This is a genomic window from Campylobacter concisus, assembly GCF_002092845.1.
Lineage (GTDB): Bacteria > Campylobacterota > Campylobacteria > Campylobacterales > Campylobacteraceae > Campylobacter_A > Campylobacter_A concisus_AQ.
In genome coordinates, this window is record NZ_LVXF01000038.1 from 1 (window position 1) to 12,410 (window position 12,410).

A 12,410-nucleotide genomic window follows, 5' to 3' on the forward strand; every position below is an offset into this window, starting at 1 on the left:
TAGGAGCACATGGTGCTCCTAATAAAAAATAGATTGGTTTTTATATATTTGCCTAATTTTTAAATTCTATAACTTAGTTTGTCTACTTTTTAAATTTTATAAATTAATAAGTTCATCTAATAGATCTTGTAAAGTAATGCTTCTTAGACTATCTTCTAAAGCTTCTTGTGCTTTTAGGAGGTGGTTGGTTAAGAGTCCCTCGATCTTGCCACCAAGCGGGCAGGCTTTAGGTGAATCAGAGTGGATCTTGAAAAGTTTTTCTTTATCATTTACTGCGTTAAAGATTTGAAGGAGGGTTAGGTGTTGGGGAGTATCACTGACTTGAGATGTGGCGTTTGTGGGCCTGGGGTGTTTAGGTATCAAATAGTTATATCAAGCATATGATGTTCGTTAGGCACTATTTCCTCATTATCTGCTATATCGTCCAAATCTTCTTCGTCACTATCTCTTGAATTTTGTTTTTCGCTCTCAAACTCACTTGCCTCTTCTTCATTTTTTTGGCGTTCATGCTCCTTTTCTGGATCTATTTTATAAGACTCTTCCATCGGACGAACATCTTTGATCTCTTCACTTTGTTGCGAGGCAAGCTCAGCTGCCATCAAAGACTGCATGTCAAATCTAGCTTGTTGATTTGCATGCACTTGTGATACTACTGGGGCATTTTGATTTATAAAGTTGCTATTTCCTAAAGGTGTTACAGCCATTTTTTAGCCTTTATTTATGATGATAGTTTTATAGTTCGTATAAGTGACATTTGCGCCATTTTCACGTTTTAAATTTTCACGCTTAGTGTAGTCTACCTCGTATCTGCCAGCCCCTTTTACGCTAAATTCCACGCAAAATTTAGCTGCCATTTCTAGCACATCTTCAGGCACCCTACTCTTGTTTGTCTTGATGATGACATGGGCGCTTGGGCTATCCTTTAGATGTAACCATATATCGTCTTTTTTGGCAATATCAAGCAAATTTATATTACCTTTTTCGTTTCTACCAACTAAAATTTTAAATTCTCTAACGTAAAAAATTTCAGTATTTTCGCTTACATCTTTTATATGTCTCTCTCTTTGTTTTGCCTTATTTTTTGGGCTTAAAATTTCAAGCTCATAAAGACTGCTCGCTTTTTTTAAAAGAGATTTTAGTCCTTTAAAAAACTCGATTTTTTCTTTTAAATTTCTCTTTTCTATATCTACACCAACGGCTTTTGCACGAAGCTTTTTTGATCTTGCGTAAAATTCATTTGCACTATTTTTTGGTGTATCGCTAAGGGTTAATTTTATCTCGTTGCCATCAAAATCTTTCAGGCAAATTTCTCTCTTATAACCCTTAAAATTTCCCAAATTTGCAAGCAAAAGTGATCCTAAATTCGCAGCTTCTTCACTCTTTCTCATTAGCTCATCTTTGTCTTCAAGTGAGTTTAAAATTTCGCTCATGCTATATATCTTTTTTTGAACGCTTGTAAGCTTTGCCTCTTTTAAACTAGCTATCCTGGACTCATTTACTCTGGTCGCTTCGCCCTTAAAAAACGCCTCAAAGTCAGTTATAGGCTCGCACGGTTTTTCTTTGATGGAGATAGCTGGAAGCTCTCTTAAAACTTCACCAGTTTCTATTTTGCGGTAGCTATTATCGATGTGTCTTAACGCCTCGATTATTACGTTGTTTTCATCAGTTATCACAGCATTTGTAAAGCGACCAGTAAATTCAAGATAGAGGATAAAATTTTCACTTTTATATGAGCCACTTTGCGTGCAGATAAATTTTAAAATTCTATTATCTTTCAAGCACTCAACGCTTTTTATATGAGAGGCGTTAAAGCGCTTTTTTAGGACGTTATCAAATGGCGCTTGATAAATTTTTGCTTCTTTTAGCTCGTCATCTTTGTAGATAGCGGAGTTTGATTTGTTTAGATCAAAGATGATCTTCTCACCATTAAATTCGATTAAAATAGCCATATCATTAATGCGTTTTGCTTGGTTTATCTTTGTAAAATTTGATAAATAACTTGCTATTTGAACTAAATGTGCGTACTTCATGTGGGGATTATATCAGAAATGTTGCAAAAATGTTTTAATAAAAGCTTTATCGCTAGCTATGACAAGAATAGTAAAAATCTGTTTTCTGATCCATGTTTAATTTTTTGAAATGTTTTATTTGTAATGTTATTAAAATATAAATTTTTCGTAAATTTTTTTCATAAAAATTTAAAATGTATTTTTATATAATGATAACTATTTTTATAATATTAAAAATTTTTTAAGGGATGATAAATGAATAAATTTCGCATTAGTGCGGTGCTTTGTTTTGCTATTTCTGCTTTAAATGCTACTGATGTAAGCTTAGATGGGATCAGCATTGAAGATAGCGCAGATGATGGTTACAGAGCCACAACGAGTGAGGTGGGCAAGACAAATACGCCAATTCTTGAGATACCACAGACAGTAAACGTCGTAACGCAACAACAGCTAAAGGATAAAAAACCAGAGACCCTAGCCGAGAGCCTTCAAAATGTGAGCGGCGTTAGCTACGGAAATACCACGGGCGGCATCTTTGACTCGATCATAAAAAGAGGATTTGGTGGCGGACGCGACGGCTCGATCATGCGAAACGGGGTGCCCGCTAGCGTCATGCATAGCTTTAACAAAACCGTAGAAAGCGTCGAGGTGCTAAAAGGCCCGGCTAGCTTGCTCTACGGCGCGCAAGAGCCAGGCGGCATCATAAATATGGTCACTAAAAAGCCAAAATACGACTTTGCAAACGAAATTTGGGCTGGTATCGGCAACCGCAACTACTGGAATACAGGCTTTGACACTACAGGACCTATTGCGGAGAGCGGGTTTGCGTATAGATTTATATTTGATACTATGCAAAAGGACTACTGGAGAGAGTTTGGCGAATATAAAAACCTCCTCTTTGCGCCATCACTTTCGTATAAAGGCGATGACTACCGCATAAATTTAGCCTATGCGCACACACGCTCGACCGATCCGATTGACCGAGGCATGTATCTCATTCCAAGCACTGGAAAACTACTACCCATAGATAAGAAAAGACGCCTTGACGAGCCATTTAATAAGCTAAAAACAAAGCTTGACACGCTAGATGTAAATTTTGAGAAAAATCTCGGCGAAAACTGGCTACTAAAGGGCGCTTATGCATTTTCTCGCTCAAAGCACGAGTATGGCCACATCAGGCTAATGAATGTATTAAATAATGGCACAGCAACTAGGCGAAACGAATATTACGACGGATTTATCCACCGCACACATGCTGGATCACTAAATTTAAACGGCTATGTTAAAACAGGTGAGATAGAACACAACTTGCTCTTTGGCATCGACGCAAAGGAATACTACCGCTATAGACCAGGTGGCCTAAAAGATACGGGTAACCACTTAAGCATAAACATATATCATCCTATCTATGGAAGAGTAGGACTACCAACTGCCAGGGAGTCAAGCATCCAGTACCAAAAGCTAAAAACTATCGGATTTTACGCACAAGATAGCATAAATTTAACTGAAAACTTAATCTACTCTTTAGGAACTAGGTATGAATACTACGACCAAGTAGCTCGCGGCACAACTAGTGGACCAAATAGCACAGATCAGCAAGATGGCAAATTTACGTGGCAAACTGGGCTTTTATATCTACTAACGCCTCAGTGGTCGGTCTATACCAACTACGCACAAAGTTTCAATCCGCAAATGGCTATGAAAGGCGATATCGGCGATATAAAGCCTGAAGAGGGCAAAAGTGTCGAGCTGGGAACTAAATTTCAAAACGATAGCATAACGGCTAGCGCGGCGGTTTTTAATATCAATAAGAAAAACATCATGCGCACCGTAAATAGCGTAAGTACGCCAGTGGGCGAGGCGCGCTCGAGAGGATTTGAGTTTGACTTTAACGGCCGCGTGACGCAAGGGCTAAGCGTGGGCGCTAGCTACGCATTCACAAAAACTGAGGTGCGAAAGGATAGCGGAGCGTTTGCCGTGCTAGTGGGCAAACCGCTAGAAGCAACGCCAAAGCACCAAGCTAGTCTCTTTGCCAACTACGACTTTAGCCACCTAGGCGCAAAAGGCCTAAGGATCGGCGGCGGAGCGAGGTATTTTGGCTCATGGTACACCTACTACATGAGGACGAATTTACTGGCCGTACCTGCGGGAACTGGCTTTAAGATGGACGACGCGGTCGTTTACGACGCATTTATCAGCTACGATACCAAGATCGCGGGCTACGAGACGAATTTCTCGTTTAACGTCAAAAACTTAACCGACAAGCTTTATTATACGTCCTCATCGACCGGCACGCAGGCTAATATCATACCGATACAACCAGGCTATGCTCGCCAGTTTATGCTGACCGCTAGCGTTAAATTCTAAATTTACTAGGCCTTTTGGCTTAGTAAATTTTCTTTAAATTTAGCAATTTTCGTTAAAATCGCCTCAAAAATTTAAAGGAAATTTATGAAACAAACTATCACCGAGAAAATATTTTCAGATCACGTTGGCAAAGAGGTAAGCGCTGGAGAGATCATCGAAAGTAAGATCGATATGATCATAGGCAACGACATCACGACGCCTATTTCGATCAAGCAGTTTGAGCGAAGCGGCGCTAAAAAGCTAGCCAATCCAGACGGCTTTGCTATCGTGATGGATCACTACATCCCGACAAAAGATATCCTAAGCGCAAATCAAGCCAAAATTTCACGCGAATTTGTCTACAAACACGACCTTAAAAACTATTTTGATGAAAAAGATATGGGCATCGAGCATGCACTTTTGCCTGAAAAGGGGCTAGTCATCCCAGGTGACGTCATAATCGGCGCAGACAGCCACACCTGTACACACGGCGCTCTTGGAGCGTTTAGCACCGGCATGGGCAGTACCGACCTAGCTTATGCGATGATCACTGGTAAAAACTGGTTTAAAGTGCCTGAGAGCATTAAAGTCATATTTAAAGGCAAGCTTGATAAGCACGTCTACGGCAAGGACCTTATCCTTGAGATCATCCGCCAAATAGGCGTTGATGGTGCACTTTACAAGGCACTTGAGTTTAGCGGCGAGGTGATAGAGGGCCTTAGCATGGATGATAGATTTTCAATGTGCAACATGGCGATCGAAGCTGGTGCAAAGAGCGGTATCATCGCGGTTGATGAGATCACAAAAGAGTTTTTAAAAGATAAAAATTTACGCGATAAACCAAAATTTTTCTACTCAGACGAGGGTGCAAAATACGACAAAATTTTAGAGATAGATGTGACTAATCTTGATCCAGTTATCGCATATCCATTTTTGCCAAGCAACGGCAAGAGCGTAAGACAAGCGGTTCGTGACGATTTAGCCATTGATCAAGCATTTATCGGTTCATGCACAAATGGCCGCCTAAGCGACCTTCGCATCGCAGCACAAATTTTAAAAGGCAAAAAAGTAGCTCGCAAGACAAGGCTCATCATCACTCCAGCGACGCAAAAGATCGCAAGGGCTGCCGAAAAAGAGGGACTAATCGATATTTTCATCGAAGCAGGAGCGGTCGTGAGCAATCCAACATGTGGCGCTTGTCTTGGCGGATATATGGGAATTTTAGGCGCAAATGAGCGCTGTATCTCAACAACAAATAGAAATTTTGTCGGACGTATGGGCGATAGAACGAGTGAAATTTATCTAGCTAACTCAGCAGTTGTGGCGGCTTCAGCCATAGCAGGTAAAATCGCCGATCCAAGGGACTTATAAAAAATAATATGGATAGTTTGATATCTGACTCATTGAAAATTGTACTTGGTGCAGTCCTAACAATGTGTGCGCAATGGGTGTACGCTAATCTAAACACGAAAAAAGAGAAAAATAAACTCAGGCGACAAAAGCTAGAGGAAGCGTTTATTATAGTTGGGGATATTTTAGGGGGAATACATTACAAAGTAGCTTTATTAATAAATCCAAATTTAAATATAGAAAATCCAAAATTTGAAATTGGTAAATTACACTCGCTTATCAGTTTTTACGCACCAGAACTGCAAGAGGACCATAAGGATTTTATGTCTACATATCAAGAATTCGGTCCGCTTATCCTAAACAAATTCAGAACTTTAGATAGTGATGACAAAAGAATAGAGGCAACAACTGAGGAGCTAGTACAAATGATCTTTTCGCTAAGCTCAAAAGGCAATATAATTAAAGAAAAGTTAGCCAAAATAGCGCAAACACTATAAATTAGTTGTTTCGGCGAAGCAAATAATGTTTTATTGTAAAATCGCCACAACAACTAAACGGTGCATTAAAACGCTGTTATAGTTGCCAAAAGACCAAAGATTATACCTGGAAAGTTTGCAGCAGAAAGTGGATAGTCTTTTTTAGCTTTTAATAGGCCGTAGCTTGTCCAGATTGTGCAGTTTAGTGCGGCTGCCAGTGGCTGTATAAAAGGCGTCTTGTTGCCATCAAGGTTGCCCATTATTTGTGGGATGTATGAAAAGTACATAACAACTGATAGGCATGTGCCGATCCAGCCTAAAATTTGTAGATTTTTTTCGCTCATTGCTTCTCCTTAAATAAAAGCGCCATTATATCTTTTTAAATCGTAGCAAGCAAATGGATAAAATAGCCATAATTTTTACTGCGATTAAGATGGTTTTAGTAAAATTGAGCATTTTAAAAGGATAAAAATGCCAGATATAGTATATGACAAAGCAAAATGGCATTGGGGTGCGAAAGATGCGCCGACTGATATACCGCATGAAAACGGTGCGACACACATTGCATTTTTCTTTCGCTGGTGCATGGAACACAAATTTTATTCAAAGGAATTTGCGGCAGATTTTGCGGACGATATAGCACAGATGGACGAAAATTTTAACTATCGTCAGTATCTTTTTGACGCTATGGACGGTGTACTTGGAAGCGCGGAGCTTAATACTGCTGGTAAAGCCTTTGCAAAAACTTACTATACGACTGATCGGACAAAATTTGCCAAAATGTATGGTTGGTATTTGCAGGATTATACGGATTTTGTTTCGAAAAAATTTGGTGAAAAATACTTTGATAACGCCTATTTTTATATAGAAAACTCACAAGAAAACTATGCCTTGATCAAAGCCATCATTGATCGTCGCTACGAGGAATTTTTAACAATGAAAATGGCAAAGCAGGCTTAAAATTTTACAAGTAGCATAAACAAAAATAAGTTTTTATCACATATTTTTGGTAGATCAAAGCCGCTTTTAGCTAAATTTAGCCTCATAACTTTCTTAAGGGAAAAGATGCAAACTTGCGTGATTTTAGCAGGTGGCAAAAGCTCGCGTATGGGGCAAGATAAGACACTTTTGCCATTTGGTGGTTTTAAAACGCTTACTCATTATGAGGTTGCGAAATTTAGCAAAGTTTTTGACGAAGTTTATGTAAGCTCAAAATTTGAGAAATTTAGCCCGCCACTAAAGCTTATAAAAGATGAAAATAGCAATAACTATTCGCCAATGCTCGCACTTTACTCCATTCTTAAAAATTTTGATCATAGCATTTTTGTGATACCAGCTGATATGCCATTTTTTGATCTTTCTAGCCTTAAAGAGCTTGTTAAATTTAAAGATGAATTTGATATGGTTGTGGCCAGTGATAATGAGCACATCCACTCACTTTGTGGTTTTTTTAGTCCAAGGCTTGCCATTTTGGCTCATGAGTTTTATTTAAAAAATGAGCATAAAATCGGACTTTTGAGAAAAGGCTGTAAATGCAAAGTCGTAAATTTTAAAGATAGTGAGCAGTTTTTTAATGTAAATTTCCCTGACGAATACGAAATGGCAAAGAAAATCCAAGAAAAGAAGATAGATGATGAGTAAAATTTTATTATTTTTAAGCCTTAGTCTTAGTTTTTTGATGGCAAGTGGGCTAGATGATTTTAAAAGAGCACAAGAGCTGGAGCAAAGTGGCGACATAAAGGCTGCGATGCAAATTTATAAAGAGCTAGCCAAAAGCTCTTTAAGCGAGCAAAATGTTGTGCAAAATGTGCAAGAGAGCGAGCCAGCGCCAAGAGAGGCGAAGCTAAAGCAAGCTGATCTTTTAAGAGAAGATAAAAGTGGTAAAAATTTACAAAATGCACTTGGTATCGAGCTTTATAAATTTAACTACCTTTTGCCAGTAACTTATGCCAAAAATGTGCCAAACGATGAGCGAAAGAGCGTTGAAACCAAGTTTCAAATAAGCCTTGCAAAGCCGTTGTTTTATGACCTGTTTGGATTTAGAGAGAGCCTTGTGGCAGCCTACACACAGACATCTTGGTGGCAGATAACAAGAACTTCAGCACCGTTTCGTGAGACAAACTATCAGCCAGAAATTTTTCTAAATTTTGCTTCGCCAAAATATTTGGATCAAATAGGTGTAAAAAACCTAAAATTTGGACTTTTGCATGAGTCAAATGGACGAGATGGTAGCAATTCAAGAAGCTGGAATAGAGCTTATGTGCAAAGTGATTTTGTTTTTGGCAAGCTTAGCATTTCGCCAAGAGCTTGGATGGTAGTGGGCAATAAGGGTGACAATAAAGATATATTAAAATACATCGGGCATGGCGATGTAAGGCTTAGCTACAACCTTAATGATCATATTTTTAGCCTAATGCTAAGAAATAACTTACATTTTGATAAAACAAATAAAGGTGCTGCTGAAATTTCATATATGTTTCCTATCTTCTCAACCGGAGTTTATGGCTATTTGCAGTATTTTACTGGATATGGCGAGAGTTTGATTGATTATAATAGGCATACTGATAAATTTGGTCTTGGTTTTGTTGTTTTAAAATAAGCTAAAAATTTTAAGCTTATAAAATGGCTAAATTTAGGCAAATAGTCATAAATTTACTCAAATATGTCAAAAAATTTAATTAATCAAAAAACTTAAAAATATTAGAAAAAATACAAGCAAATTTTGCTAAAATCTTAAGCAAAATCTCAGAGCAAAGGAGTTTTTATGAGCGGAATCTCACTAATTGTCTGTTTTGTTGTAGCTATCATGCTTATGATCGTTATGATCTCTAAGCTAAAAGTGCATCCATTTTTGGCACTTATGAGCATTTCTTTGGTTCTTGCGATCGTCGCAGGCATTGATCTGTCCAAGATCCCAGCGATGATAGGTGTCGGTTTTAGTGGCACATTTAAGAGTATCGGTATCGTTATTATCTTTGGAACGATCATCGGTACCGTGCTTGAAAAAACGGGAGCTGCACTAAAGCTAGCTGATATGGTTGTTAAGCTAGTTGGACAAAAGCGTCCAGAGCTTGCTATGCTCATCATGGGCTGGGTTGTTGGTATACCGGTATTTTGCGATAGTGGATTTGTCGTTTTAAACTCTATTCGCGAGGCACTTTATAAGAAAATTTCAGCAAGCCCAGTCGCTATGTCAGTCGCACTTAGTGGTGGTCTATACGCATCTCACGTCTTTATCCCGCCAACTCCTGGCCCAATAGCAGCTGCAGGAACACTTGGTCTTGGCGGAAATTTACTCCTTGTTATCATCATGGGAACAGTCGTTTCAGTGCCTGTGTTGATAGCTGTTTATTTCTTTTCAAAGAGTGTTGGCAAAAGCGTGACTATCAGCGACAAAGATGCTGACGCTACTATAACAGCTAGCTACGAAGAGCTTTTAAAGAAATTTGGCACGCTACCTAGTAGATTTTTGAGTCTTGCACCTATCATCATGCCTATCATTTTTATGGCGATCGGCTCTATTGTCGATGTTTTAGCAAAACAAGGCATGTTTGATAAAACGGCTCTCTTGCCAAAGATACTTTTATTTTTAGGAAACCCTATCATTGCTCTTGCAATCGGCGTGATCTTTTGCGTGTTTTTATTAGTAGAAGCCAGAAAGATAAGAGAATTTGACCACATCACGAACGAATCTTTAAAGATCGCTGGACCGATACTCTTTATCACTGCAGCTGGCGGTGTTTTGGGTAATGTCATCACTGAGGCTGGCTTTGTAAATTTCATAAAAGAAAACGCAACCGCCATAAAAGCGATAGGAATTTTCTTCCCATTCATCATCTCGGCCGTACTAAAAACCGCTCAAGGAAGCTCGACCGTGGCTATCATCACGACAGCGTCTATCATGGGTGCGTTTAGTGCCGACAACTCACTCATGCAAATACTTGGCTTTACGAGTGAAATTTCAGCTGCACTTTGTGTCATGGCGATAGCATCTGGTGCGATGTGCGTATCTCACGCAAATGACAGCTACTTCTGGGTTGTGACAAATTTTAGCAAGATGAGCGCAGAACAAGGATATCGCACACAAACAGCTATGACGTTTATAATGGGCATCGTTGGTATAATTAGCGTTTATATCTTATCTTTGGTGCTTTTATGAGAATTTTAGTTGCGATTGATTCATTAAAAGGCTCGCTTAGCTCTCTTGAAGCGGGCCTTGCTGTAAAAGAAGGACTAGAAGAGATTGGCTGCGAGGTCGTTGTCAAGCCTATCGCAGATGGTGGCGAGGGTAGTGTAGAGGCGATGGCTGATGCACTTGGTGCAAAATTTATAGATACGATAGTTAAAAATCCACTTGGAATTGAAATTTTAGCTAGATATGCACTAAAAGATGACCTTGCAATACTTGAAATGTCAAGTGCTTCTGGCCTTACACTCATAAATCCAGATGAGAGAAATCCACTAAAGACTAGCACATTTGGTTTTGGTCAGATGATAAAAGATGCCATTGCTAAAGGCGCTAGAAAATTTATCATTGGCATCGGCGGAAGTGCGACAAATGACGCTGGTACAGGCATGCTTAGCGCACTTGGCTTTAAATTTTATGATAAAAATGGTGCTTTACTTGAAGGAAAAGGTGAGAATTTAGCCAAAATTTATGAGTTTACAGATGAAGATGCTTTAAAAGAGCTAAAGGATTGCGAATTTTTAATCGCCTGCGATGTAGATAATCCGCTTTATGGCATGAATGGAGCAGCTCACGTTTATGCCCCTCAAAAGGGTGCAAATGGCCGTATGGTAAAAGAGCTTGATGATGGACTAAAACACTTTGCAACTCTTGTAAAGGAAAAGACTAATAGCAAATTTCATACACAAAAAGGTGCTGGTGCCGCTGGCGGACTTGGCTTTGCATTCGTGGCATTTTTAGGAGCGAAACTTCGCCCAGGTATTGAGATCATTACGCAGACTATCGCGCTTGAAGATGAGATCAAAAAGGCTGATCTAGTCATCACTGGTGAAGGCCGTATGGACTTTCAAAGCTCAATGGGCAAGACACCAACTGGGGTTGCAAAACTAGCAAAAAAGTATCATAAGCCAGTGATCGCATTTGCTGGAAGCGTGCAAAAATGTGCCAAAGATTGCCACAAAAATGGGATTGATGCCTATTTTTGTATATTAAATGAGCCAGTGAGTCTTGAAGAAGCGATGAGAAAAGATGTCGCGATTAGAAATTTAAAGATGACAGCGGAGCAAGTCATTCGCCTTTATATGCTAAACTACAAAGCATAAATTTAAGAAGATAGAAGTTTATTTTCTATCTTTTTTCCACTTCTTTCTAAATTTTACTATCCAAATTCTATCTTTTAAGTGCTACAAAAATTCTCAAAATTTAATACATTTTGCAAAAATATAAAATAAACTTTAGAAAAAATATTTACTATGCTAAAATAAGAAAAAATTCTAAAAAGAAAGGAGAATTTTATGCAACAGACCTTAAATTCTCGTCGCAGCTTCATTGCAGCTGCAGGATTATTTTTTGCTACGACCGCACTAAAGGCTGCACCAAAGGACTTTAGCGGTAGTAGTGTTCGCTACGGCATGGCGATAGATCTAACAAGATGTGTTGGATGTCAGTCATGTACTATGAGCTGTATGTTAGAAAACGACGTTCAGCCAGGCGCTTTTAGAACCATTGTTTCCGAGTACGAGGCAAGAGATAAAAGCGGCAAAATGGCAGTCATTGCGTCACTTCCAAGACTTTGCAACCATTGCAACAATCCAGCCTGTATTAGTGTTTGTCCAACTGGTGCTAGCCATCAAAGAAGTAATGGTATAGTAAAGATTGATACAAAAGAGTGCATAGGCTGTGCGCTTTGCGTAGAGGCCTGTCCATATCACGCAAGATATCTTAGCCTGCATACCTATAAGGCCGATAAATGTACCTTTTGTGATCACAGACTAAGAGCAGGGCTTCAGCCAGCATGTGTAGAGAGCTGTGTGGGTGGTAGCCGTATAATAGGCGATCTTAATGATCCTAACTCAAATATTAGAAAATTTCTAGCCACACATGAGACTATGGTTATAGATAGCCCTAAAAATACAAATCCGCAGGTGTTCTACCACGGCGTTAGCGAAATTTTGGCTAAAAACGATAAGAAACTCGAGCTTGATAATGGATATAAAAAGGTTATCAGCTGGAGCGAAGAGATAGCACAGTAAAAGGAAATAA

The 12,410-nt window shown here is 39.0% G+C and carries 13 protein-coding genes; 9 read left to right on the forward strand and 4 right to left on the reverse strand.

The genetic code is table 11. From position 1 onward, the window contains the following. Nucleotides 1-96: 96 nt before the first annotated feature. From A3854_RS09700 to A3854_RS06865, 3 genes are read right to left on the reverse strand one after another with little or no spacing between them, the layout of a single operon-like run. Nucleotides 97-363, reverse strand: coding sequence for an Rrf2 family transcriptional regulator (locus A3854_RS09700; RefSeq protein ID WP_084041852.1), 267 nt, complete (start codon nucleotides 361-363; stop codon nucleotides 97-99). After that, nucleotides 360-704 (reverse strand): hypothetical protein, encoded by a 345-nt coding sequence (locus tag A3854_RS06860; RefSeq protein WP_084041853.1) that lies wholly within the window; start codon nucleotides 702-704, stop codon nucleotides 360-362. The genes A3854_RS09700 and A3854_RS06860 overlap by 4 nt, the downstream gene beginning before the upstream one ends. Before the next feature lie 3 nt (nucleotides 705-707). After that, the gene (locus tag A3854_RS06865) at nucleotides 708-2,030 is read right to left on the reverse strand and encodes an NFACT RNA binding domain-containing protein (RefSeq protein ID WP_084041854.1); all 1,323 of its coding nucleotides are present in this window, start codon (nucleotides 2,028-2,030) and stop codon (nucleotides 708-710) included. Nucleotides 2,031-2,264: 234 nt separating this feature from the next. Here A3854_RS06865 and A3854_RS06870 point away from each other — a divergent pair, with 234 nt between their 5' ends. The 3 genes from A3854_RS06870 to A3854_RS06880 all read left to right on the forward strand — a co-directional run bounded on the left by A3854_RS06870 (nucleotide 2,265) and on the right by A3854_RS06880 (nucleotide 6,202). Then, a complete protein-coding gene (locus tag A3854_RS06870) occupies nucleotides 2,265-4,376 on the forward strand; it encodes a TonB-dependent siderophore receptor (protein WP_084041855.1) in 2,112 nt (703 codons plus the stop codon). An 84-nt stretch (nucleotides 4,377-4,460) separates the two neighbouring features. Continuing rightward, nucleotides 4,461-5,726: a 3-isopropylmalate dehydratase large subunit gene (gene leuC, locus A3854_RS06875; RefSeq protein WP_084041856.1), complete on the forward strand. Its 1,266-nt coding sequence runs from the start codon at nucleotides 4,461-4,463 to the stop codon at nucleotides 5,724-5,726. An 8-nt stretch (nucleotides 5,727-5,734) separates the two neighbouring features. Then, nucleotides 5,735-6,202 carry a hypothetical protein gene (locus A3854_RS06880; protein WP_084041857.1) on the forward strand — a complete coding sequence of 156 codons (468 nt, stop codon included), beginning with the start codon at nucleotides 5,735-5,737 and terminating at the stop codon, nucleotides 6,200-6,202. A 65-nt stretch (nucleotides 6,203-6,267) separates the two neighbouring features. Here the strand turns inward: A3854_RS06880 and A3854_RS06885 are convergent, their stop codons facing one another. Further along, nucleotides 6,268-6,525, reverse strand: a complete 258-nt coding sequence (locus A3854_RS06885) for a SemiSWEET family transporter (protein ID WP_021091682.1) — start codon at nucleotides 6,523-6,525, stop codon at nucleotides 6,268-6,270. Nucleotides 6,526-6,652: 127 nt separating this feature from the next. Here A3854_RS06885 and A3854_RS06890 point away from each other — a divergent pair, with 127 nt between their 5' ends. The 6 genes from A3854_RS06890 to A3854_RS06915 all read left to right on the forward strand — a co-directional run bounded on the left by A3854_RS06890 (nucleotide 6,653) and on the right by A3854_RS06915 (nucleotide 12,400). Then, nucleotides 6,653-7,141 (forward strand): DUF7832 domain-containing protein, encoded by a 489-nt coding sequence (locus A3854_RS06890; protein WP_084041858.1) that lies wholly within the window; start codon nucleotides 6,653-6,655, stop codon nucleotides 7,139-7,141. A 105-nt stretch (nucleotides 7,142-7,246) separates the two neighbouring features. Continuing rightward, entirely contained in the window at nucleotides 7,247-7,822 is a 576-nt protein-coding gene (locus A3854_RS06895; protein WP_084041859.1) for a molybdenum cofactor guanylyltransferase, read from the forward strand. Then, complete coding sequence (locus A3854_RS06900) at nucleotides 7,812-8,780, forward strand: phospholipase A (protein ID WP_257639888.1); 969 nt, start codon at nucleotides 7,812-7,814, stop codon at nucleotides 8,778-8,780. The genes A3854_RS06895 and A3854_RS06900 overlap by 11 nt, the downstream gene beginning before the upstream one ends. 165 nt (nucleotides 8,781-8,945) lie before the next feature. Then, entirely contained in the window at nucleotides 8,946-10,340 is a 1,395-nt protein-coding gene (locus A3854_RS06905; RefSeq protein WP_084041860.1) for a GntP family permease, read from the forward strand. Next, complete coding sequence (locus tag A3854_RS06910; RefSeq protein WP_084041861.1) at nucleotides 10,337-11,470, forward strand: glycerate kinase family protein; 1,134 nt, start codon at nucleotides 10,337-10,339, stop codon at nucleotides 11,468-11,470. Before A3854_RS06905 ends, A3854_RS06910 begins: the two co-directional genes overlap by 4 nt. Before the next feature lie 192 nt (nucleotides 11,471-11,662). Next, nucleotides 11,663-12,400: a 4Fe-4S dicluster domain-containing protein gene (locus A3854_RS06915; RefSeq protein WP_084041862.1), complete on the forward strand. Its 738-nt coding sequence runs from the start codon at nucleotides 11,663-11,665 to the stop codon at nucleotides 12,398-12,400. Nucleotides 12,401-12,410: the final 10 nt, after the last annotated feature.

Coding starts and splice junctions, on each gene's coding strand:
- A3854_RS06885 (WP_021091682.1), bottom strand. CDS start 6,525: ATGAGCGAAAAAAATCTACAAATTTTAGGCTGGATCGGCACATGCCTA.
- leuC (WP_084041856.1), top strand. CDS start 4,461: ATGAAACAAACTATCACCGAGAAAATATTTTCAGATCACGTTGGCAAA.
- A3854_RS06865 (WP_084041854.1), bottom strand. CDS start 2,030: ATGAAGTACGCACATTTAGTTCAAATAGCAAGTTATTTATCAAATTTT.
- A3854_RS06900 (WP_257639888.1), top strand. CDS start 7,812: ATGATGAGTAAAATTTTATTATTTTTAAGCCTTAGTCTTAGTTTTTTG.
- A3854_RS06860 (WP_084041853.1), bottom strand. CDS start 704: ATGGCTGTAACACCTTTAGGAAATAGCAACTTTATAAATCAAAATGCC.
- A3854_RS06905 (WP_084041860.1), top strand. CDS start 8,946: ATGAGCGGAATCTCACTAATTGTCTGTTTTGTTGTAGCTATCATGCTT.
- A3854_RS06870 (WP_084041855.1), top strand. CDS start 2,265: ATGAATAAATTTCGCATTAGTGCGGTGCTTTGTTTTGCTATTTCTGCT.
- A3854_RS06910 (WP_084041861.1), top strand. CDS start 10,337: ATGAGAATTTTAGTTGCGATTGATTCATTAAAAGGCTCGCTTAGCTCT.
- A3854_RS06890 (WP_084041858.1), top strand. CDS start 6,653: ATGCCAGATATAGTATATGACAAAGCAAAATGGCATTGGGGTGCGAAA.
- A3854_RS06895 (WP_084041859.1), top strand. CDS start 7,247: ATGCAAACTTGCGTGATTTTAGCAGGTGGCAAAAGCTCGCGTATGGGG.
- A3854_RS06880 (WP_084041857.1), top strand. CDS start 5,735: ATGGATAGTTTGATATCTGACTCATTGAAAATTGTACTTGGTGCAGTC.
- A3854_RS06915 (WP_084041862.1), top strand. CDS start 11,663: ATGCAACAGACCTTAAATTCTCGTCGCAGCTTCATTGCAGCTGCAGGA.